Here is a 22,673-nt window from a genome sequence, read left to right on the forward strand (position 1 = left end):
CAGTAGTCTGGACACGCTGGGCCGCGCTGCGCTTGTGGGCGAAATAAAGGAGGAGGTGGCGGCCGCAGGCCGCCGCCGGGGGACATTCGCCGGCAAGCGCAGCGTGGCCCAGCGCTCGACCCTCCCCATCGGCCGCGTGTGGAACGGCCACCCCACTGAACAACGTTCGCTGCGTCGCCATGCGCGCCAAACAGAAAGGCCGCCCGAGGGCGGCCTTTCCGTGTGTGGCAACGTCGCGAAGACGTCAGTGCATCATGTGCACGTTCATGTTGTGCATGACCCACAGCGAACCGGCGACGATGATGCCGATCACCACGACGGTGAAGGCCGCCGCGCTGACGTTCCAGCGCTGTTCCGAGGAGCGGTCCAGGTGCAGGAAGAACACCAGGTGCACCAGGATCTGCAGCACCGCCGCAACGACGATGATGACGCCGGTGGTGAAGCGCGGCAGGTCGCCATGCATGACCGCCCAGAACGGGATGATGGTCAGCACCGCGGCCAGCAGGAAGCCGATCAGGTAGGACTTGACGCTGCCGTGGCTTTCGCCGGCGGCACCGTGGCCATGATCGTGTGCGTGATTGTCATGTGCGGCCATTACAGCGCTCCATTCAGATAGACGACGGAGAACACGCCGATCCAGATCAGATCCAGGAAGTGCCAGAACAGGCTCAGGCACGCCATGCGGGTCTTGTTGGTCTGGGTCAGGCCGTTCTGCTTGATCTGGATGAACATGATCAGCAGCCACAGCAGACCCGCGCTCACGTGCAGACCGTGGGTACCGACCAGCGCGAAGAACGCCGACAGGAACGCACTGTGGTCCGGACCATAGCCCTGATGGATCAGGTGGTTGAACTCCCACACTTCCATGCACATGAAGCCAAAGCCCAGCAGCCAGGTCAGGGCCAGCCATGCATACATCTGGCCCACCTTCTGCTTGTGCATGGCGATCATGCCCAGGCCGAAGGTCAGCGAGGAGACCAGCAGCAGCGTGGTTTCCCAGGCGACGAAGGACAGTTCGAACAGGTCCTTCGGGCCGGGGCCACCGTCGGTGCCGCCGGACAGCACGATGTAGGTCGCAAACAGGGTGGCGAAGATGAGGCAATCGCTCATCAGGTACACCCAGAAACCGAAGACGGTATTGCCGCCGGTGTCGTGGTGCTCGTGGTCGTCATGGCCGTGGGCCGCCGCGTGCGCGGCGTGCCCATGGTTCATGGTGTTGGGGATAGTGGTGCTCATGCCTTCAGCTCCGATTTCACCAGGCCCTGCGCCACGAGGTGGCGACGGTGCTCATTTTCGATCCGCTCCACTTCCGCGGCCGGCACGTAGTAATCCACGTCCTTGTCGAAGGTGCGCCAGATGAAGGTGCCGATCATGCCGACCAGACCCACGATGGCCAGCCACCAGATGTGCCAGATCATCGCAAAGCCGAACACCAGGCTGAAGGCGCCGATCACCACACCGGTGCCGGTATTGCGCGGCATGTGGATGTCGGTGTACTTGGCCGGGCGTTCCCACGCCTCACCACGCTGCTTGCGCTCCCAGAACTCGTCCAGTTCGGTGACACGCGGCAGCGAGCCGAAGTTGTAGAACGACGGCGGCGAAGAGGTTTCCCACTCCAGCGTACGGGCGTCCCATGGGTCGCCGGTCAGGTCGGCGGTCTTCTTGCGGTCGCGGATCGACACGGCGATCTGGATGATCTGGCACAGGATGCCGGCACCGATGATGAAGGCACCGCACATGGCGATGATCAGCAGCGGCTGGTATTCCATGTTCGGGTAGCTCTGCATGCGGCGGGTCATGCCCATGAAGCCCAGGATGTACAGCGGCATGAACGCGACATAGAAGCCGATGAACCAGCACCAGAACGCGCGCTTGCCCCAGGTTTCATTGAGGCGGAAGCCGAACATCTTCGGCCACCAGTAGGTGATGCCGGCGAACATGCCGAACACCACGCCGCCGATGATGACGTTGTGGAAGTGGGCGATCAGGAACAGGCTGTTGTGCAGCACGAAATCGATGGCCGGGATCGCCAGCATCACGCCGGTCATGCCGCCGATGGTGAAGGTGACCATGAAGCCGATCGTCCACAGCACCGGGGTCGTGAACTGCACGCGACCGCGGAACATGGTGAACAGCCAGTTGAAGATCTTCACGCCGGTCGGGATCGAGATGATCATCGTCGTGATGCCGAAGAAGGCATTGACGTTGGCACCCGAGCCCATGGTGAAGAAGTGGTGCAGCCACACGATGAACGACAGCACGCCGATGCAGGCGGTGGCGTAGACCATGCCCTTGTAGCCGAACAGCGCCTTGCGCGAGAACGTGGCGATGACCTCGGAGAACACGCCGAAGGCCGGCAGGACCAGGATATAGACTTCCGGGTGACCCCAGATCCAGATCAGGTTGATGTACAGCATGGCGTTGCCGCCACCATCGTTGGTGAAGAAGTGCGTGCCCAGGTAACGGTCCAGGGTCAGCAGCACCAGGGTGATGGTCAGCACCGGGAAGGCGGCGATGATCAGCACGTTGGTGACCAGCGCGGTCCAGGTGAACACCGGCATCTGCATCAGCTTCATGCCGGGGGTACGCATCTTCAGGATGGTAATGAAGAAGTTGATGCCGCTCAGTGTGGTACCCAGGCCTGCTACCTGCAGGCCCCAGATGTAGTAATCGACACCTACCCCTGGACTGTATTCCTTGCCTGACAACGGCGGGAAGGCCAGCCAGCCGGTCTGCGCGAACTCACCAACACCCAGCGAGATCATCACCAGGCCCGCGCCCGCCACGAACAGCCAGAAGCTGAGCGAGTTGACGAACGGGAAGGCCACGTCGCGTGCGCCGATCTGCAGCGGCACGACAACGTTCATCAGGCCGGTGATCAGCGGCATCGCCACGAAGAAGATCATGATCACGCCGTGGGCGGTGAAGATCTGGTCGTAGTGATGGGGAGGCAGGACGCCCTCGTTGCCGCCAGCGGCCATGGCCTGCTGGACGCGCATCATGATCGCGTCGGCGAAGCCGCGCAGCAGCATGACGAAGGCGACGATGAGGTACATCACGCCGATCTTCTTGTGGTCTACCGAGGTGAACCACTCTTTCCAGAGATAGCCCCACAGCTTGAACTTGGTGATCAGGGCCAGCACGAGCAGGCCACCGATCCCCGCGCCGATCAGCGTGGTGATGATGATCGGATCGTGCGGGATGTCGGCAAAGGTCAGTTTACCCAACAGATTCATGGTCATTCTCCCGAGCCGTCGTGACCGGCGTGACCGGCTGCGGCGTGCTCGTCTGCAGTGTGTGCGGCGTCCGCGGCAGCGGGCTGGTCGGCATGGACCGGCAGCTTCGCTTCGTCGTGGGCTCCGCTCATGGCCTGCATGTCGTGGCCTTCATGGCTTTCGCCCTCGGCGCCGTCATGCTTCATGGCCTTGTGGTCGTGCTTCATGCCGTAGTGCTGGTTGTCGCCCATGTGCTTGGCGATGACCCAGTCGAACAGGCCGGCCTCGGTGGTGCCGTAATAGGTCACCGGGTGCCAGTCGTGGTTCTTCTCGGCAACCAGCGCAGCGAAGGCGGTCTTGTCCAGGGTCGCGCTTTGGGCACGCACCTTGGTCAGCCACTGCTGGTACTCCGCCTCGGTCACCGAGTGCGCGGAGAAATGCATCTTGCTGAAGCCCGCGCCGCTGTAGTGCGAGGACATGCCCGGGAACTCACCGGTCTCGTTGGCGATCAGGTGGAGTTTGGTCTCCATGGCCGTCATCGAGTAGATCATGCTGCCCAGGTGCGGGATGAAGAACGCATTCATCACCGAATCGGACGTGATCTTGAAGTTCAGCGGGGTATCGACCGGGAAGGTGATCTCGTTGACGGTGGCAATGTTCTCTTCGGGATAGATGAAGAGCCACTTCCAGTCCAGCGAGATGGCTTCGATCACCACCGGCTTCTTGTCCGAGTCCAGCGGACGGTACGGATCCAGCGCGTGCGAGGAACGCCAGGTCAGCACGGCCAGCACCAGCACGATCATGCACGGGATCGACCAGACCACCACTTCGATGGCCGTGGAGTGCGACCACTTCGGCTCATAACGGGCCTTGGTATTGGTCGCACGGTACTTCCACGCGAAGGTGAGGGTCATGATGATGACCGGCACGACAACCAGCAGCATCAGCACGGTCGCCGTGATGAGCAGGGTCTTCTCGTCGTGGCCGATCTGGCCCTTGGGGTTGAGGATGGCCGAGTTGCAGCCCGTCAGGAACACGGACAACGCAAACAGCAGGCCCGGACGCAGGAAGCGTCCAAGGGGTTTCAACGGAATCATCGGTCGATCCAATTGCGTAGGGAATGCCAGTTCAAGCCCGCCTCCGTCCCAGCCAAAGCCGGTGGTGCCGGTCCAGGGGGACAGGCACGGAGGACGATCATGTCAGCCTTCCAATTTTAGGCCGTCACGCATCATTTAAGAAAGGCATTGACAATGATCCAGCGCAGGAAAGGCCTGTTTTGGGCTGCGACACGTTGTCGCAGTGCCGGGCAATGACCCGATTCGGCAACATTCCGGCCCTTGTATAGACATGAACGGGTCAGTTCCGGGGCTGGCCAGCGCGGACCCGGTTGCAGTGTCCCGGCGGGTGCTGCGCAATGGCCGGCGGGCGGCCACGGTACACGCACCGACGCCCCACGTCACCCGCGGCGCCGTTCAGGCCGCCCGCACCCGATTCGCGCACGTCGCCCCACTGGCGAAGTCCGCCAGGTTGCGCAGCGTGATGTCGGAAATCTCCTGCAGCGCCTCGACCGTGAAGAAGCCCTGGTGCCCGGTCACCAGCACGTTGGGGAAGGTCATCAGGCGCTGGAAGGCGTCATCGTCGATGATCTCGCCGGAGCGGTCCTGGAAGAACAGCCCACTCTCCTGCTCGTACACATCGATGGCCAGATGCCCCAGGCGCCGTGACTTAAGCGCGCGGATCACCGCATGGGTGTCCACCAGCCCGCCGCGCGAGGTATTGACCAGCATCGCCCCGGGCTTCATTGCGGCCAGTGAGGCGTCGTCGATCAGGTGATGGGTCTCCGGCGTCAGCGGGCAGTGCAGCGAGACGATGTCTGATCGGGCCAGCAGGTCCTCCAGCGCGACCGATGCGCCAACGGCGGCGAACCCGGGCGATGGATACGGATCGTGGCCCAGCACGGTACAGCCCATGCCCTTGAAGATGCGGGCGGTGGCCAGGCCGATCTGGCCGGTGCCGACGATGCCCACGGTCTTGCCGTGCAGGGTGCGGCCGAGCAACCCATCGAGCATGAAGTTGCCCTCGCGCACCCGGTTGTAGGCGCGGTGGGTCTGCCGGTTGAGCGTCATCACCATGGCCAGGGCATGCTCTGCCACGGCTTCGGGGGAGTAAGCCGGCACGCGTGCCACGAACAGGCCCAACTGCTCCGCCGCGGCCAGGTCGACATTGTTGAAGCCCGCACAGCGCAGCAGGATCGCGCGCACCCCCTGTGCATGCAGCGCCTGCAGGACCGGGACGTCCAACCGGTCGTTCACGAACACACAGACTGCCTCGCAATCCTGCGCCAGCGCCGCGGTATGCAGATCCAGCGCGGCATCGAAGTACAGAAACTCAAACGGCTGGCCTGCCCCGCGGCGTTGCTTGGCCTCATCGAGAAACTGCTGGTCGTACGGGCGGGCGCTGAATACTGCGATCTTCATGAGGCGATCCCCGGGAGTTCGAGCATCACGATACCGCAGTACACTCCGGCCAACTGCCTGGAGCCTGCCGTGTCCTTGACTGCCCGCCTTCTCCGCTGGACCGCCACGCCGATGGCCCGGCGCGGCCTGTTCGTGCTCACGTGCGCGGCCGTGATCGTGATGGCCTGCAATCCATTGCTGGCGCCCTTGCTGCCCGTGGTGGATGCGCTGGGGCTGGATGTCCTGGTGCTTCTCATGGGTGCGCAGGCGATGGCACTGCTGCCATGGGTGCGGCTGCATGCCCGTCGTATCGCGCGCATCACCCTGCGTTTGCTGCTGGGTACCCTCGCCGGTGCCATCGCCAGTTTCATCGGCGGCTATCTGCGGCAACTGGTATTCGCCATGGCCACGCGTTGGACCCACGCGCGCCCGTGACCTAGTATTCGGCCCTTGCAAGACGCCATGGGTGGATGTGCGTGGAAAGTTTCGAGCGGTTCAACGGGCGCCGTAGTGGTGAGGGCAAGGCGGTCGCGATCCTGTCACACGGCTTTGGTACCGATCAGACCGCATGGAATGCATTGCGCCCGTGGTTTGAAGCGCGCTATGACGTGATCTCCTTCGATCTTGCCGGCTGTGGCCCGCAAGGTGCGCAGACTTACGATTTCGAACGCCATGGTTCGCTGTTCGGCTACGCCGACGATCTGCTCGACATCCTGGATGAGCTCGACGTGCACAACTGCACCTACGTCGGCCATTCGATGAGCGGCATGATCGGCGCGGCCGCTGCGGTGGCACGGCCGGAGCTGTTCGAGCGGCTGGTCATCATCGGTGCGTCGCCGCGTTATCTCGACGATGACGGCTACACCGGCGGTTTCAAACCGCAGGACCTGGAGCAACTGTTCGAGAGCATGCGCGCCAACTACCAGGCCTGGATCGCCGGCTTCGCCCCGATGGTCGTCGGCGTGGAAGACAGCGCGGTCGTTGCCGATTTCTCCAACACCCTGTTCCAGATGCGCCCGGACATCGCGCTCAATACCTCGCGCACGATCTTCACCTCAGATCTGCGCAGCCTGGCCGCGCGGGTTTCCACGCCGGTCCACCTGATCCAGACCGCGCACGATGTGGCGGTACCGGTCGCGGTCGGCCACTGGCTGGCCAACGCGATCGATGGCGCCACCCTGGATGTGATCGATGCTTCCGGTCACCTCCCGCACATGACGGCACCCGATGACGTCATGCGCATTCTCGAACAGCGCCTGGCAGGCCCCACGCGGTGACGACCTCCGATAGTGAAGCGCTTGCCGCGCTGTGCCAGTTCGCCCGTCTCGCCTCCCACGCCGACCTGGTGATGGCAGTGGAGGTGGACGCCGGCGGGAGGGCGACCTGGGCTGTCTCGGCCCCGGCACTGCCCTCGCCGAGCTTCAACCTGGCGCGCAGCGGCATCCTCGAGGCGCGCTGGAGCGGCGAGGCCATGGACGCAGCGGACTTCCGGCTGCCGACGGCGATCATCCATGCCCTGGAAGGCCGCCCCGCCAGCCTGCTGTACGTTCCGGCCCCCTCCCACGGCGCGCCGCTGAGTGGCCTGCTGCTGCTCTGGCGAAGCGTCCCTGCCCCGGCAACCTTGACGGCACAGGTGCCACTGCTGGCCACGAGCGTGGCCCGGCTGCTGTCCGCACGGCGCGAAGCCGCGCGCGGCACGATCGTCCGCAATCAATTCCTCGATCTGTTTGAAAGCGTGCCGGCGGGCATCGTGCTGATCGACGGGGATGGCATCGGTGCGGCGGTCAACGAGCACGCTGCGGAGCTGCTGGGCTGCACGGCTGGCAATCACCGGGCGGCGGATCTGGCCGGCCCGATGCGCGCCCTGCGCCAACGCTGCGACAACCACGCCGAGCTGGAACTGGCCTACAGCGCCCAGATGAACAACGATCAGTTCGCCGCCAAGCAGAACTGGACCCTGGGCGAGCGCACATTCGAAGTGGACACCCATCCGGTACGCGGCAACGGCGCACACGGGCGCATCTGGCTGTTCACCGATGTCACCGCGGACCTGCTGATGGCCGCCGAGCTGCGCCGCCTGGCGTCCTCGGATCCGTTGACCGGCGTCCCCAATCGACGCCATTTCGAAGAATGCTCGGCCCAGATCATCGCCGCCCGCGAAGCCAACGGCCGCGCGGTGGCGGTGCTGATGGTGGACGTGGACCACTTCAAGAAGATCAACGATACCTACGGCCATCCGGTCGGCGATGAAGTCCTCAAAGTAGTCGCCAAGCGCTGCCGCGACGCCCTGCGGGAGCGCGATCTGTTCGCCCGCTTCGGCGGCGAAGAGTTCATCGCCCTGCTGGCGGCCTCGGCCGTCGATGAGATTCCCGCCGCCGCCGAGCGACTGCGCAGTGCGGTGGCCGCTGAGCCGATCCTCGTGGGCAGCGAGCGCGTTGCCGTCTCCGTCAGCGTCGGGGGCGCGATCGGCGAGGCGTTGCCGGGTGGCGACCAGCGGCTGCTGGAGGCGCTGATCGCCCGGGCGGATGAGGCGCTGTATGACGCCAAGACCAGCGGGCGTAACCGGGTCCGGATGGCGGTCCTGCAGCCTGAGCTGATCGACCTCTGAGCCAAGCGGGCGCCTCTGGGCCCCCCGCCCCCTCCCTGGGCGCGCCTGAACCCATCAGCCACGTCCCGCGGGCCCATTGGGGGTCTGTGCACGGGCACTTGTCGGCGCGAACCTAACACTGTTAGATTCGCCCCCTAACAACGTTAGGCCAGAGCACAGTGCGCCAACCCATCGCGCGGGAAGACATCGTCAAGGCGGCCTTCCGGATCCTCGACGAGGCCGGCCTGGAGGGCATTACCCTGCGCAAAGTGGCCTGCTCGCTGGGCATCCGGGCGCCGTCGCTCTACTGGCACTTCAAGAGCAAACAGGCGCTGATCGACGCCATGGCCGACGCCATGATCTGCGACGTGGCTCGCGTGATTCCCGACGGACAGCCATGGCGGCAGACGCTGCTGCAGATCGGGCGTGAGTTCCGCCTGGCGTTCAAAGCGCGCCGCGATGGTGCGCGGGTGTATGCGGGCACCTTCCTGGCCACCGAGAACGTGCTGCGGGTAGGTGAGGCCAGCATCGCCGCGCTGATGGGCGCCGGCGCGCCGGCACGCTTTGCCGCGACCGCGGCGATGGACCTGGTGTACTACACGATGGGCTTCGTGATCGAGGAGCAGTCCTGGCCCGGCGACGGCAGCATGGAAGCGCTGGGTGAGGCCTTCATGGCGCTGGCCGAGGCGCGCTTCCCCCATTGCTGGCAGGCCCGTGATGCATGGAGCGAGGTCGATTTCGACGCCCGCTTCGAGCAGGGGCTGGGCCTGATGCTCGATGGCATCGAACTCCGCCTGTCCCGCGAATCCTGATATCCCGATTCCTTTCTTTTCCCGCTGTTCCGACCCGGAAAGCCTCTCGATGCGTGCACCCTACCTCCGCAGTTTTTCCCTGATCCTGGCTGTCGCGCTGCTGTCCGCCTGCGGCGGCAAGGACGACAAGGCCGCGGCCGACGCCACGGCCGCCAGCTCCGCGCTGCCGGTCTCGCTGGCGCCCGCGCAGCCGCAGACCATGGCCCGCACGGTGCTGGTCTCCGGGCCGGTGACCGCCTATGAAGAAATGCAGTTGGGCGTGGAGATCAGTGGCCAGCGCGTGACCGCGTTGCTGGTGGACGTGGGGCAATGGGTCAAGCAGGGCCAGGTGCTGCTGCAGGTGGACCACCGCACCCTGGACAGCGAGCTGGCGCAGGCCGACGCCTCGTTGCGACAGGCGCAGGCCTCGCAGGAACTGGCCCGCATGAACTACGAGCGCAGCGCCAAGCTGGCCGCCCAGCAGCTGATCAGCGAAAGCAGCCTGGATGAGCTGCGCGCCTCACGCATCAATGCCGAAGCGCAGACCTCCACCGCACGTGCTGCGCGCGACGCGGCCAAGCTGCGCCGCGATTTCGCCGACCTGCGCGCACCCGCCGACGGCCTGATTTCCAAGCGCCTGGTGCAGCCGGGCCAGGTGGTCTCCGCCGGTACCGAATTGCTGCGCCTGATCCGCGATGGCCGCCTGGAGTGGCGTGCGGAGCTGCCGGAAAACCAGCTGGCCGATGTCGCCGTCGGCAACACGGTTGAGCTGCCGTACGGCGGCCAGGTGGTCAGTGGCCGCATCCGCGCGGTCACCCCGGGTGTCGATGGGCAGACCCGCACCGGCACGATCTACGCCGACCTGCCAACCCCCGGCCCGCTCAAGCAGGGCATCTACGTGGATGGCCGCATCGTCACCGGCGACGGCCCGGTGCTGACCATCCCGACCGCGGCGATCGTGCAGCGCGACGGCCACAACTATGTGTTCACCGTGAACGACAAGCAGCAGGCCACCCGCCACCGCATCAGCACCGGCCAGGCCGTGCAGGGCCGCACTGCGATCCTTGAAGGCCTGAAGGCCGGTGACCAGGTCGTGGTGGATGGCGCCGGCTTCCTCGGTGAGGGCGACCGCGTGCGTGTGGTCGCTGCGACCAAGGCCGCCGCACGATGAACATCTCCGCCTGGGCGATCAAACGCCCGTTGCCTGCGCTGCTGATCTTCTTCGTGCTGTGCGTGGCCGGCCTGTGGGGTTTCCATCAGTTGCCGGTGGCGCGCTTCCCGGACATCGCCTTCCCGATGACCACCGTCACCGTCACCCAGCCCGGCGCCTCGCCCAGCCAGCTGGAGGCCGAGGTGACCCGCAAGGTCGAGGACTCGGTGGCGACGGTGAACAACGTCAAGCGCGTGATGTCTTCGGTCAGCGAAGGCGTCAGCACCACCACCATCGAGTTCCAGCTGGAAGCCGATCTGGCCACCGCGCTGGACGACACCCGCGACGCGGTCACCCGCATCCGCACCGATCTGCCGCAGGACATCCAGGAGCCGGTGATCTCCAAGGTCGACATCGGCGGTTCGCTGATGACCTATGCGCTGGTCGCCCCGCACATGACCACCGATGAGGCCAGCTGGTTCGTCGACCGTGATATCTCGCGTGCGATGTACGGCGTACCCGGTGTCGCACGCGTCACCCGCGTGGGCGGCGTGCAGCGCCAGGTCCGGGTGGATCTGGATCCCAATGCGCTGATCGCGATGGGCATCACCGCCGGCGACGTCTCCCAACAGTTGGCCCGCATCCAGGTCGAGCGTGCCGGCGGCAAGACCGAGGTCGAAGGCGCGCAGCAGACCATCCGCACGCTGGGTACTGTCGGTGACGCACAGGCGTTGCGTGACTACTCCATCGCCCTGCCGGACGGGCGCGCGGTGCGGCTCTCCACGCTGGCCACCGTGACCGACGGCGCCGCTGACCCCACCGAGGCCGCCCTGCTGGATGGCAAGGGCGTGGTGGCCTTCTCGATGTCGCGTACGCGCGGCTCCAGCGAGGTCAAGGTGGAGGCCGGCGTGCATGACGCGCTGGACAAGATCAAGGCCGAGCATCCGGGCATCGACTTCCGCCTGGTCACCACGGCGATCGACGAGACCCACCGCTCCTACGATTCCTCGATGACCATGCTCTGGGAGGGCGCGCTGCTGGCCCTGCTGGTGGTGTGGCTGTTCCTGCGCGATTGGCGGGCGACGTGGGTGTCGGCGCTGGCGCTGCCGCTGTCGATCATTCCGACGTTCGCGGTGATGTACTTCTTCGGGTTCACCCTCAACATCATCACGCTGCTGGCGCTCTCCGTCGTGGTCGGCATCCTGGTGGACGATGCGATCGTGGAGATCGAGAACATCGTGCGCCACCTGCGCATGGGCAAGCCGCCGCTGGAAGCCGCGCGCGAGGCCGCCGGCGAGATCGGCAACGCGGTAATCGCCACCTCGCTGACCCTGGCCGCCGTGTTCGTGCCGGTCGCCTTCATGCCGGGCATCGCCGGCAAGTTCTTCCGCGAATTCGGCTGGACCGCCGCCACCGCCGTGCTGTTCTCTTTGCTGGTGGCCCGCCTGCTCACCCCGATGATGGCCGCCTACCTGCTCAAGCCACATGGCGAGGAGAAGCCGGAATCCAAGCTGATGACGTGGTACCTGGGCTGGGTGGACGCCGCGCTGCGCCATCGTGGCCGCACCCTGTGGATCGCCACCGGCCTGTTCGTGGCCTCGCTGGCGCTGGTGCCCTTCATCCCGGCCACCTTCATTCCACAGTCCGATCTGGGCCGCAGCAACCTCAATCTCGAGCTGCCGCCGGGCACCCGCCTGCAGGAGACCGTGGCGGTCGCCGAGCATGCGCGCGGCCTGCTCAAGGACATGCCCGAGCTCAAGCAGGTCTACACCGCCGTCGGCAGCGTGCTGGACCTGGGCGACCCCGGCGCGACCGGCATCGGCGAACCGCGCAAGGCCACCCTGGTCCTTGATTGGGGCAACGCCGACGGACGGGACCGCGACCAGCGCGTGCTGGAGCGTGAGGCCCGCGAGCGCCTGGCCGACCTGCCCGGCGTGCGGGTCAGCTATGTCAGCTCCGAGCCCGGCAACCTGCTGCAGCTGGTGCTCTCCGGTGACGACCCGCAGCGCCTGCAGGATGCCGCCACTGCGCTGGAGCGCGACCTGCGCGGTATCCAGGGCCTGGGCAGCGTCACCTCCACGGCCTCGCTGCTGCGCCCGGAACTCCAGATCGTGCCGAACCCCGCCCGCGCCGCCGACCTGGGCGTGGCGACGGCCGATATCGCCGAGGCCGCCCGCATCGCCACGGCTGGCGATTACGAACAGCGCCTGGCCAAGCTCAACCTGCCCGACCGGCAGGTGCCGATCCGGGTCGGCTTCGCCGAAGCCACGCTCGCCAATCCGGGCCTGATCAGCCAGCTGCGCGTGCCCGGCCGCAATGGCCCGGTACCGCTGGCGGCCGTGGCTGACATCCAGCAAGGCAGTGGCCCTTCGCAGATCTCACGCTACCAGCGCCAGCGCAACGTGACCCTCACGGCCGAACTCAACGGCCGCCCACTGGGCGATGTGATGACCGAAGTGCAGGCCCTGCCGAGCGTCAAGCAGTTGCCGCCGGGCGTCACCTTCCTCAACACCGGCGATGCGGAAGTGTTCGTCGAGCTGTTCATCGGTTTCATGCTGGCCATGGCGGCCGGGTTGATCTGCATCTACATGGTGCTGTTGCTGCTGTTCAACCATGCGCTGATGCCGATCACCATCCTCGCCGCGGTGCCGCTGTGTGCCGGTGGCGCGTTCGGCGCGCTGCTGATCACCCAGAACATGCTCTCGCTACCGGCGCTGATCGGGCTGCTGATGCTGATCGGCATCGCCACCAAGAACTCCATCCTGCTGGTGGACTACGCGGTGATGGCCGAAGACGAACACGGCATGAGCCAGCACGACGCACTGATCGATGCCTGCCGCAAACGTGCACAGCCGATCATCATGACCACGCTGGCGATGGGCGCAGGCATGATGCCGATCGCGCTGGGCTTTGCCGGCGATTCCAGCTTCCGTGCACCGATGGCGATCGCCGTGATCGGTGGCCTGATCACCTCCACGCTGTTGAGCCTGATCGTGATTCCGGCGGCCTTCACCGTGGTGGATGATGCGGGGGATTGGCTGTCACGGAAGTTCCGGCGGCGGCCTTCGCATCCGGCGGGGAGTGGTGCGGAGTGAGGTGACTGGCTGCTTCGCCACAAACAAGTAAGCCCCGGCCAACGCCGGGGCTTTTTGCTGCATCTGGCGTGTCCGGAGCAGAAAATTGAGCCTGCTGCCAAGCTGACGCTGGCTGCATCACCTGCTGCATAGATACGGTTGCACTTCAAAATACAGCATGTACAGATGCGCCATTCGCCATCAAAGTCTCATCGACAAACTTATGGCAAGGCACTTACGAGCATTTCAACGGCGCAGCTCATCTGTGATGTCAGACAGAAATCTTTGCAACCCAACCGGATCGTCTTCTCCAGGGTCAAGGCAGACCGCAGGCAAGCAAAGTCGCGCGCTGCGGTAGCCTTGGTGACGGCGTCAGGGCCAGTGACACGCCCGCGCCACCATCGCTCCATTGTGGGCACGTCAATTTCGATGATCTGCCGGCGCAACAGCCACGGGAACACGGATCGGATGCGATCCGGGTACTGACGACCACCCTTGAGCTCAGCCACAGCCCAAGGCTCGAAGTGATCATTGAGAAGCGTCTCGAGGGTGCAACTGGTGGGCTTGGTCTTCGCAAGCGCGGGCAACCCGGACTGAACGTACTCAGCGACAGCCTGCCGAGCTTGATCGCGGGCTTGATCAAGTGACAGATGCTCGACCGACCCCAAGGTACGACGCTTACCGTGCGCCCAGGTCACGATCCAAGCCTTGTGCCCTGACGGCTGCACACGCAGGATCAGGCCGCGAACCTGAGCATCCCTGAGCTCGTAGGGGCGCTCTCGGGGGGCTGCTGTAAGAACGATGCGCTTGGTGAGGGTGGATGACATCGGGCGGAGAGTCCGTAAGTGGCGGTAGAGCCAACTTAGGACAGGATGCGAGGCGGTGTTTGGATGCGGATCGTCCGCGACCAAGAAATCCGTGCTCCCTCAATCGTCGCGGGAAAATGCAAACCAAGGCACATCCTTAGAACGCCGCCACAATCTTGCTGGATCCATCCGGCCCAAATCAGTACATCGCAGCCCCATATCTAAGCGCTTCGGTGCGGGAAAAACACACGCCGCGGCCGGAAGATCCTAAGCAGCATACGCCGGAACGCAAGACACATGCACTCAACCTTGCCTATCCTAAAAAAAGTAAAACCCAGGTCACGCCCTTCGAATTCAAACATCCTCCCTTCAGAAACTTCCCAAACGTCACGTATCGAAAAATACGTCCTGAATAATCCCATCTCAATAGTCGATACGAAATGTGCGCTCATACGATCCGAAAGTACCCACCGCACGCGATCAACCGCAGTCGCAACATTCGATGACTTGATGAAGAACGTCGCTTGAAATCCGCCAACATCAGCCCCGAGGCCTGACGCTCGAACAAATACCCCTTCAACCATGAATTCATAGAATCTCACGAGCCTATCTCCCCTTGCTCAGCCCTTGATCCAGCCTTTTAGAATCAAGCCTTCCGTCAACTCGAAAATAGCCCTGAAATCCGCCATCCTTCCCCATCTTTACACCGGACATAGGCAGGCCAGTCTTCTCGCTGATCGCACCCATAGTGCCATTCCATCTTGCAATATCAGACTGCTCAGCAGGTCTAGGAATTGGGTCAGGGATGTACTCTGCCGAATCAGCAACTTGCTCAAGCGTACCAGCCAGAGCTAGTGCGCCGACGCTGACCTTACCCCAGAAGGAGTGCCCCCTTACGCTCTCTGTCTGGTAATGAGGAAGTCCTTTGCCGCCCCCCTCTAGTTCATGGCCCACATGTTTGAGCTGACCCTCCGCCCCGTGTGCGGACGTCTCAATCTGCCTCGCTACTTGTCTTCTGTCCGCTATCACGTTCTGCTGCGCTCGGCGCGCACTGACGGCCTGCTCCTGAGTCAGTCGTGCAATCTTATGGGCCTGGTTTGCGGTGAGCCTAACGAGCCACGCAACTTTTCCGGCTTCTCCATCAGGATCTACGTAGGTGTACGGATTGCCGTTCGCATACCGATACCGATTGAACTGCCCAACCGGCTGCTCATACGCCGTCACAGGATCCACCGACAGGAACACCCCCAGCTGCGGGTCCATGTACCGCTGCTGCATGTAGCTCCAATAACTTACCAAGCTTTCTAGATTCAACCAGTATTTCTCTAGGTAATAAATATCCAGCTCATCGAGAGAAACCTCGCCGTATCCCACAATGCCGCTTGACTGAAAGTCGATCATCACCCCACCCCTTATCTGTAAATTTGGCCAGACTTGTTGATGTCAATAGTCGCCGCGCCAGTAGTTTTTGACGTGTGGCTTCCTATGACTATTCCGTCCGGGATTCTCACCCGACCGCCAGAGGTCTTAGTGCCGCCATCGGTGATTGCATCAAATAGCTTGCCTGCGTCTCCTTCCACCCGCCCTTGGCACGGGCCGCCCTTGGCACGCGCCCCCTTTACCCGCTCCAGCTTTCCAGCTGCATCGATCAGATGGTCCGCGTTCCACCTTGCGGCTTGCTGCTGATCGGTGACGAATGCCCATCAAAGGATTTTTGTCGATCAGCTTCCACTCAACTGCACGAGACAAGGCAGACCGCAGGCAAGCAAAGTCGCGCTGCGGTAGCCTTTGTGACGGCATCAGGGCCAGTTATACGCCCGCGCCACCAGCGCTCCATCGTGGGCACATCAATCTCGATAATTTGACGGCGTAACAGCCACGGGCACACCGATCGGATGCGGCCTGGATACTGACGCCCACCCTTCAGTTCAGCAATAGCCCAAGGCTCGAAGTGATCGTTGAGCAGCGCTTCGAGGGTGCAGCTAGTTGGCTTGGACTGAGCAAGCGCGGGCAGTCCAGATTGAACGTATTCAGCTACCGCCTGACGGGCCTGATCTCGAGCTTGGTCAAGCGTCAGGTGATCGACCGAACCCAATGTACGGCGCTTACCGTGCGCCCAGGTAACGGGCCAAGCCTTGCGCCCTGAGGACTGCACGCGAAGAAACAGACCGCGAAACTGAGCATCCCTGAGCTCGTAGGGGCGATCCTTGGGCTCAGCTGTGAGTACGATGCGCTTGTTGAGGGCGGATGACATTGACCGAGTTTCTGTAAGTGGCGATAAGGCCAACTTAGGACAGGATGCGAGGCGATGTTTGGATGAGGACCGTCCGCAGTGGACGACCCCACCTCATGTAGCCGCCAGTTCAGTTACAGCTCAAGCTGAAAACCGATGAAATTCGAGCTGACCCACAGTCTCTACGGCACGTATACCAAAACCACCTCGTATCGATATCCATCACCAACTTCGTACACGTGAGCCTGAAGCACTAGATCACTTCGCCCCTCCTCTTCTGTGTAGAGATCAACCAGAACATTCCAAAAATCTCCATACCAGATGCAGACGGAAGAATTCCAGGACTCATCTGGCAGCCTTTTCAAGTGTGCACCATACGCGCGAATGCTCTCTAGCGCGCTTGCCCACACATCTGGGGCCTGAAGGGTTACCTGCGGTAGCGATGGTTCGCCCCCTTGAATCAGCGCATCAACGATGCCTGCGAGGGTGGGCCGCCAAGCTTGCGGCACCGCAATCTCGTTCTCAATATCTTTGGTTATGGTCGTCTCATGCATTGCCAATCTCCCCCGTGCAATTGCTTGTGGCAGTCCAACGGGACCTCGGCATGATTGGAGGATGTTGTAGGACCACCGTCGACGTGTCGCTCGACATGATGCCCGGCGGAATTGCTTCGATCAATTGACGTCCCGCACCCCGTCGCGCACTTTCCACCTTGTTCCGCTCGCTTGGATTCTCGTGCGGAATCAGTGAACAACCGCTGTAGGTCTCGTCGTGCTATTGGACGGGTAGGACAGGATGCGAGGCGGCGTTTGGTTGCGGATCGTCCGCATGCGAGTCAATCTAAACAGGACCTCGCGCCGCCATGTAAGGCGCACCGTCGAGATACACTGCATCCGCTGAAATGCTGATAAGCCCGCCCGACTGCATCTCAATCTTCAAACAAACTCCTCCTCCAAGAGGCGAAGAATCCCAAGAGGCCTCATTGATTGAGCTGCTTGGACCCCAATGCTCCTGCCTATCAGCTGAGAATTCGCGCAACCCTCTGAAGAATATTGAACGGATCGCAGAGTGCTCGTCCAGCACAGTTAGCTCGGTCGAGCTTTCAGCCCAGTCGATTCGTATCTTCAGAAGCGTCCAATCGTGCATCAGAACCTCACCTTGTATTGAGAGGAGGATGCGCTTCCGGCAACTCCGGAGCAACGTTCTTGCTATTGATATCCAAACGTTTGCCACTCATCAGCAGTGCCCTTGCCGCTAAGCGCCAGCGAAGCCGGATCGGATCGAGGTGCCGATGTCAGTCCGGGGTGCGTTGAATGGACCTGAGGTTGCCGGCCAGCGGCCGGCACTACCACCAAGCGAGCCACAAACAAAAAGCCCCGACCAAGGCCGGGGCTTTTTGCTGTATCTGGTGCCGGAAATAGGAATCGAACCTACGACCTACGCATTACGAATGCGCCGCTCTACCAACTGAGCTATTCCGGCGAGGTCGTGAATTCTAGGGGGTGTCGACCACTTTGGTCAATCAGGGAAGCGCCCCACCATGGAAGCGCCCATGCCCCAATGGCCCGGCACGAGTCACTGCTGCCGCACCAGCCGTTGACGCGCCGGCCCTTAGAGTGGATTCCCCATCTCCGGAGGCATCCCATGCGCCCCTGTTCCCGCCTGGCCGGCCTGCTGCTGTCATCCCTGTTGTTGAGCGCCGCCGCGCAGGCACAAGGCACGGTGCCGGCGCCGCCGCCCCCGGACCAGCAGTGGCAGCCCCTGTTCCAGCAGGTCCAGGCCGCGCACCTGTTCAAGGATCAGAAGACCTTCGCCGATGCGGTGCCCCGCCAGCCGGCGGCGACCGTCCTGACCCAGTGGCAGCGCGCCAGGACGCAGCCCGGGTTCGACCTCGCCGGTTTCGCCTCCGAGCACTTCACCGTGCCCGGCGACACCCAGCCCTACGTGCCGCCAGCGGGCGAGACGCTGCGCGCGCACATCGAGGGGCTGTGGCCCGTGCTGACCCGCACCACCGGCACCGTGGATCCGAACGGCTCGCTGCTGCCGCTGCCCAAGCCCTACGTGGTGCCCGGCGGTCGCTTCCGCGAGGTGTACTACTGGGACAGCTACTTCACCCTGCTCGGCCTGGCCTCCAGTGGCCGCTGGCAGCAGGTGCGCGACATGGTGGACAACTTCGCGTTCCAACTCGACAGCTACGGCCATATCCCCAACGGCAACCGCAGCTACTACCTGAGCCGCTCGCAACCCCCCTTCTTCAGCCTGATGGTGGATCTGCTCGCCACGCATGAAGGCGATGAGGCCTACCGCCGCTATCTGCCGCAGTTGCGCATCGAGCATGCATTCTGGATGCGCGGCGCGGAAAGCCTGGCACCTGGCGAGGCACGCGAGCGGGTGGTCAGGCTGGCCGATGGTCAGCTGCTTAACCGCTATTGGGACGACCGCGCGGTGCCGCGCACCGAATCCTGGATGGACGATGTGGCCACCGCCGCGCAGGCGCCGCAGCGCACGCCCTCACAGATCTATCGCGATCTGCGCGCCGGCGCGGAGTCCGGCTGGGATTTCAGCTCGCGCTGGCTCGCCGAGCCGTCTGCATTGGCGAGCATCCACACTACCGCGATCGTGCCGGTGGATCTGAACAGCCTGCTGTTCCATCTGGAAACGACCGTGGCCCGCGCCAGCAAGGCAGCCGGTGATCGCGCCGCTGCGCGCACCTTCACCCAGCTGGCGAAGGCACGTCAGCACGCCATCAACCAGCTGCTCTGGGATGAACAGCAAGGCTGGTACGTGGACCGCGACCTGGAGCGTGGCCAGACCCGCCCTGCCCTGACCGCGGCGGCGTTGTTTCCCTTGTGGCTGGACGTCGCCGGCCGCACGCAGGCCCGCCGTACCGCCCAGGCAGTCGATTCGCAGCTGCTCCGCGACGGCGGGCTGCTGACCACCACCGTGGCGACCGGTCAGCAATGGGATGCCCCGAATGGCTGGGCACCGTTGCAGTGGGTCGCGGTGGACGGGCTGCAGCGCTATGGGCAGGACACCCTCGCCCGCCGGATCGGCACGCGCTTCCTGCGCACAGTGCAGACGGTGTATGACCGCGAGGGCAAGCTGGTGGAGAAATATGTGGTGGACGGTTCGGCCACCGGCGGCGGTGGCGGCGAGTACCCGCTGCAGGACGGTTTCGGCTGGAGCAACGGCGTCACGTTGGCCCTGCTGGATCGGCTGTGCGCGCCGAAGCGGGTATGCAACAGTGCACAGGAGGTGGAGACCGCAGACTGATCCGGCGGCCTCCACGCAGCGCACTCACCGCGCCTTCCACAACTCCGCCAGACGATCCGGCTTGCCTGCGATGCGCTCCAGCGAGGGGTACTTCAGCCCATCGTGGTAATCCAGCGTGACCGTATCGATGCGGTCGAAGCTCTTCACCAGCAGCGTCAGCGGCGCCTTGTCGGTCTTGGCTGCGGTGATCGCCTCCTTCAACTGCTCGGCCTTGAACACCCGGCCATTGAGCGCGACCACGCTCATGCCGGAGGTCAGGCCGGCATTGAAGGCCGGGCTGTCCCACAGCACATCGCCGATGTAGCCGGATTCGCTGACCGACATTCCGATGGAGTAGAGCAGGTTGCTGTTCTTGCCGCGGGTTTCCTGTGCCTTGAACGCCTCGTTCGGTGTATCGGTGTACACCAGTTTCCAGCCAGCCGCTTCCAGGCCCCCGGTGAGCGGACCATGCCCGTCCAGGCGCTCGCGCAGGAAGCTGGCCCAGTCGAACGGCGCCACGCCGTTGAGCGTGCTCACCACCTCGTCGAAGGTGTAGGGATTTACATTCCAGTCGCCGTCGTTCATGCCGAAGAACGCCTTGGCAAAGTCGTCCAGGCCGCGCTTGTTACCCGTCAGCGCGCGCAGCTTGCCCTCCACCTCCAGCCAGACCATCTGGCCGCCGGAGTAGTAGTCCTCGCTCATCTGGTAGTTGCGGAAGGCCAATGCGCGGCGCTGGGCGATGGTCGGGTCGTTGGTGGTGTCCTGCAGGTTGCGCCAGGCCAGGCCCGGGCGACCACGATCGTAGGTGCCCGCCACATTGGCCAGCACGTCACGGGTCTGCTGCTGGCTCCACAGCCCGGAACGCGCGGCCAGCACCTGACCCCAGAACTGGGTCTGGCCTTCATACAACCACAGCAGGCTGTCGCCCATGGGCACGTTGAAGTTGGCGGTGGTCAGATCGGCGCCACGACGGTACTTGCCGTTCCAGGAGTGGTTGAACTCGTGCGGCAGCAGATCGCGGCCCAGCCAGGTCTTGTCCCACTCGGTGAAGTAACCCGTGTCACCGCTGTTCTCGCTGGAGCGCTGGTGCTCCAGGCCGATGCCACCGAGCTTGTCGGTCAGCGCCAGCAGGAACTCGTAGCGGTCGAAGTGGCGTGCGCCGTAGAGCTTGTACATCTGCTGCACCAGCGCGCGGTGCGCCTGGATCTGTTCGGGCTTGGCCGCCAGCGATTTGGCCTCATCGGCGAAGACGTTCAGGTGCACCGGCACCTTCGCGCCGGGGTCCAGGTCGAAGCGCTGAAAGTGGCGCCCGGCGAACAGCGGCGAGTCGACCAGGTGGTCGTAGCTGATCGGCTTGAACACCACCGTGTCACCCTCGCGGCGCTCGGTATCCAGCGCGGTGGCATATGACCAGCCCGGCGGCAGAGTGACGGTGGCCTGCGCCTGGATGTTGCGGGTGATCACCCCGGCCGGATACAGCGAATTGGCATTCCACTGCAGATTGAGCATGTCCGGGGTCATCACCACGCGGCCCTGGTTGCCCTGCGAAGAGAGGAACTTGAACTCGGCCACCACTTCGCTGGCGCCCTGCGGCACCTCCACGGTGAAGGCATAGACGTCGTACTGATCTCGCGTCCACTGCAGTGGCTTGCCGTTGGCGGTGACGACCAGGCCGGCGAGCTTGTCGATCGGGCCACTCGGTGAATGTGCCCCGGGCAGCCACTGCGGGTACAGCAGGGTCAGTGGGCCGGGTCTGGCCGGCACCGTGGCCTTGACCTTGAAGATCCGTCGGCCGATGTCACGTGCGTCCACATCGATGCGCAGCAGCCCGGGGAAGGCCACATCCTGCGGCGGCGGTGTCTGCGCCTGTACGCCGGTGGCGGACACGGCCAGCAACACGAACAGGGCAATGGCACGCATCTTCATCAGGCAGGCTCCAGCGGGGGAAGCCTCGATCCTAGCCCTGCGTTACCGCCCTGCCCCATGGCCAAAGGTCATGCGTCGCGTTGCGGCCATGATTGGCACAGCGGCGCGCGGTGATGTTCTGTCTGCCGGATGGGATCAGGGCCTACCGGAGTGCGCTGCCGGCCAGCGGCCGGCACTACCGGGGCAGCGCCACGGCATGCGTGGTGGAATGCTGCGCGGTCAGTCGACCAGTCGCAGCCGCAGTTCCTTCGGCAGCGCGAACACCATCGATTCCGGCTCACCGTCCAGTTCGCCGACGCCGGTGGCACCGAGTTCCTTCAGCCGCGCGATCACGCCATCCACCAGCACCTGCGGGGCCGAGGCACCGGCGGTCAGGCCGATGTGCTTCTTGCCGGCGACCCACGCCGGGTCGATCTCGTCGGCACCGTCGATCAGGTAGGACTCCACGCCATCACGGCGCGCCAGTTCACTCAGGCGGTTGGAGTTGGAGCTGTTCGGCGAGCCGACCACCAGCACCAGGTCGCACCGCTTGGCCAGGTCGCGCACGGCGTCCTGGCGGTTCTGCGTGGCGTAGCAGATGTCGTCGTTCTTGGGGCCCTGCATCGCCGGGAAGCGGGTGCGCAGGGCGTCGATGATGCTGCGGGTGTCATCCACCGACAGCGTGGTCTGGGTGGTGTAGGCGAAGTTCTCCGGCTGGTCGATGACCAGCGTGGCGACGTCCTCCACATCTTCCACCAGGTAGATCTGGCCGGTGCCGCGCTCGCGGCTCCACTGCCCCATCGTGCCTTCCACTTCCGGGTGCCCGGCGTGGCCGATCAGCACCACGTCGCGGCCGGCGCGACAGTGGCGGGCCACTTCCAGGTGCACCTTGGTGACCAGCGGGCAGGTCGCGTCGAACACCTTCAGGCCACGTCGGTCGGCCTCCTGGCGCACGGCCTGGGAAACGCCGTGGGCACTGAAGATCACCGTGTTGTCGTCCGGCACTTCGTCGAGCTCCTCGACGAAAATCGCGCCGCGGGCCTTGAGGTCATCAACCACGAACCGGTTGTGCACGACCTCGTGGCGCACGTAGATCGGCGCACCCAGGGTCTCGATCGCGCGCTTGACGATCTCGATCGCACGATCGACACCGGCACAGAAACCACGCGGATTGGCGAGCAACACATCCATCGGTCAGATACTC

At 64.1% G+C, this 22,673-nt stretch carries 18 protein-coding genes and 1 tRNA gene; 7 read left to right on the forward strand and 12 right to left on the reverse strand.

Going from position 1 to position 22,673, the window contains the following annotated elements; translation table 11 throughout:
* Positions 1-244: 244 nt before the first annotated feature.
* The 5 genes from cyoD to ORK51_RS10735 all read right to left on the reverse strand — a co-directional run bounded on the left by cyoD (position 245) and on the right by ORK51_RS10735 (position 5,692).
* The gene (cyoD, locus tag ORK51_RS10715) at positions 245-595 is read right to left on the reverse strand and encodes a cytochrome o ubiquinol oxidase subunit IV (protein ID WP_019184497.1); all 351 of its coding nucleotides are present in this window, start codon (positions 593-595) and stop codon (positions 245-247) included.
* Positions 595-1,236, reverse strand: coding sequence for a cytochrome o ubiquinol oxidase subunit III (gene cyoC, locus ORK51_RS10720; protein ID WP_046272182.1), 642 nt, complete (start codon positions 1,234-1,236; stop codon positions 595-597). The genes cyoD and cyoC overlap by 1 nt, the downstream gene beginning before the upstream one ends.
* Positions 1,233-3,230, reverse strand: a complete 1,998-nt coding sequence (gene cyoB / locus ORK51_RS10725; RefSeq protein WP_026069991.1) for a cytochrome o ubiquinol oxidase subunit I — start codon at positions 3,228-3,230, stop codon at positions 1,233-1,235. The genes cyoC and cyoB overlap by 4 nt, the downstream gene beginning before the upstream one ends.
* Before the next feature lie 8 nt (positions 3,231-3,238).
* Positions 3,239-4,312, reverse strand: a complete 1,074-nt coding sequence (gene cyoA / locus ORK51_RS10730; protein ID WP_019184500.1) for a ubiquinol oxidase subunit II — start codon at positions 4,310-4,312, stop codon at positions 3,239-3,241.
* Positions 4,313-4,687: 375 nt separating this feature from the next.
* Entirely contained in the window at positions 4,688-5,692 is a 1,005-nt protein-coding gene (locus tag ORK51_RS10735; protein WP_266084893.1) for a 2-hydroxyacid dehydrogenase, read from the reverse strand.
* Positions 5,693-5,761: 69 nt separating this feature from the next.
* Between ORK51_RS10735 and ORK51_RS10740 the strand changes: the two genes are divergently transcribed.
* The 6 genes from ORK51_RS10740 to ORK51_RS10765 all read left to right on the forward strand — a co-directional run bounded on the left by ORK51_RS10740 (position 5,762) and on the right by ORK51_RS10765 (position 13,294).
* A complete protein-coding gene (locus ORK51_RS10740; RefSeq protein ID WP_046272185.1) occupies positions 5,762-6,106 on the forward strand; it encodes a hypothetical protein in 345 nt (114 codons plus the stop codon).
* A gap of 35 nt (positions 6,107-6,141) precedes the next feature.
* A complete protein-coding gene (locus tag ORK51_RS10745) occupies positions 6,142-6,948 on the forward strand; it encodes an alpha/beta fold hydrolase (protein ID WP_266084895.1) in 807 nt (268 codons plus the stop codon).
* Positions 6,945-8,279, forward strand: coding sequence for a GGDEF domain-containing protein (locus ORK51_RS10750; RefSeq protein ID WP_266084896.1), 1,335 nt, complete (start codon positions 6,945-6,947; stop codon positions 8,277-8,279). The genes ORK51_RS10745 and ORK51_RS10750 overlap by 4 nt, the downstream gene beginning before the upstream one ends.
* Positions 8,280-8,437: 158 nt before the next feature.
* Positions 8,438-9,070, forward strand: coding sequence for a TetR/AcrR family transcriptional regulator C-terminal domain-containing protein (locus tag ORK51_RS10755; protein WP_266084897.1), 633 nt, complete (start codon positions 8,438-8,440; stop codon positions 9,068-9,070).
* A 49-nt stretch (positions 9,071-9,119) separates the two neighbouring features.
* The gene (locus ORK51_RS10760) at positions 9,120-10,220 is read left to right on the forward strand and encodes an efflux RND transporter periplasmic adaptor subunit (RefSeq protein ID WP_266084898.1); all 1,101 of its coding nucleotides are present in this window, start codon (positions 9,120-9,122) and stop codon (positions 10,218-10,220) included.
* Positions 10,217-13,294, forward strand: coding sequence for an efflux RND transporter permease subunit (locus ORK51_RS10765; protein WP_266084899.1), 3,078 nt, complete (start codon positions 10,217-10,219; stop codon positions 13,292-13,294). Before ORK51_RS10760 ends, ORK51_RS10765 begins: the two co-directional genes overlap by 4 nt.
* A 200-nt stretch (positions 13,295-13,494) precedes the next feature.
* Here ORK51_RS10765 and ORK51_RS10770 read toward each other — a convergent pair whose 3' ends face one another.
* The 5 genes from ORK51_RS10770 to ORK51_RS10790 all read right to left on the reverse strand — a co-directional run bounded on the left by ORK51_RS10770 (position 13,495) and on the right by ORK51_RS10790 (position 17,794).
* Positions 13,495-14,100 carry an Arm DNA-binding domain-containing protein gene (locus ORK51_RS10770; protein WP_266084901.1) on the reverse strand — a complete coding sequence of 202 codons (606 nt, stop codon included), beginning with the start codon at positions 14,098-14,100 and terminating at the stop codon, positions 13,495-13,497.
* A gap of 585 nt (positions 14,101-14,685) precedes the next feature.
* Entirely contained in the window at positions 14,686-15,480 is a 795-nt protein-coding gene (locus tag ORK51_RS10775; protein ID WP_266084902.1) for an RHS repeat-associated core domain-containing protein, read from the reverse strand.
* Positions 15,481-15,811: 331 nt separating this feature from the next.
* Positions 15,812-16,333 carry an Arm DNA-binding domain-containing protein gene (locus ORK51_RS10780; RefSeq protein WP_266084903.1) on the reverse strand — a complete coding sequence of 174 codons (522 nt, stop codon included), beginning with the start codon at positions 16,331-16,333 and terminating at the stop codon, positions 15,812-15,814.
* Between the two features lie 161 nt (positions 16,334-16,494).
* Positions 16,495-16,866, reverse strand: coding sequence for a DUF7668 domain-containing protein (locus ORK51_RS10785; protein ID WP_266084904.1), 372 nt, complete (start codon positions 16,864-16,866; stop codon positions 16,495-16,497).
* An 852-nt stretch (positions 16,867-17,718) separates the two neighbouring features.
* Positions 17,719-17,794, reverse strand: a tRNA-Thr gene (locus ORK51_RS10790).
* A 162-nt stretch (positions 17,795-17,956) separates the two neighbouring features.
* Here ORK51_RS10790 and treA point away from each other — a divergent pair.
* Positions 17,957-19,585 (forward strand): alpha,alpha-trehalase TreA, encoded by a 1,629-nt coding sequence (gene treA, locus ORK51_RS10795; protein ID WP_266084905.1) that lies wholly within the window; start codon positions 17,957-17,959, stop codon positions 19,583-19,585.
* A gap of 24 nt (positions 19,586-19,609) precedes the next feature.
* Here the strand turns inward: treA and ORK51_RS10800 are convergent, their stop codons facing one another.
* Both ORK51_RS10800 and ispH read right to left on the reverse strand, forming a co-directional pair.
* Positions 19,610-21,490, reverse strand: coding sequence for a M61 family metallopeptidase (locus ORK51_RS10800; protein WP_266084906.1), 1,881 nt, complete (start codon positions 21,488-21,490; stop codon positions 19,610-19,612).
* 219 nt (positions 21,491-21,709) lie between these two features.
* Complete coding sequence (ispH, locus tag ORK51_RS10805; RefSeq protein ID WP_019184510.1) at positions 21,710-22,660, reverse strand: 4-hydroxy-3-methylbut-2-enyl diphosphate reductase; 951 nt, start codon at positions 22,658-22,660, stop codon at positions 21,710-21,712.
* Positions 22,661-22,673 lie beyond the last annotated feature (13 nt).

The organism is Stenotrophomonas sp. RIT-551 (genome assembly GCF_026241915.1).
Classification (GTDB): Bacteria; Pseudomonadota; Gammaproteobacteria; order Xanthomonadales; family Xanthomonadaceae; genus Stenotrophomonas; species Stenotrophomonas bentonitica_A.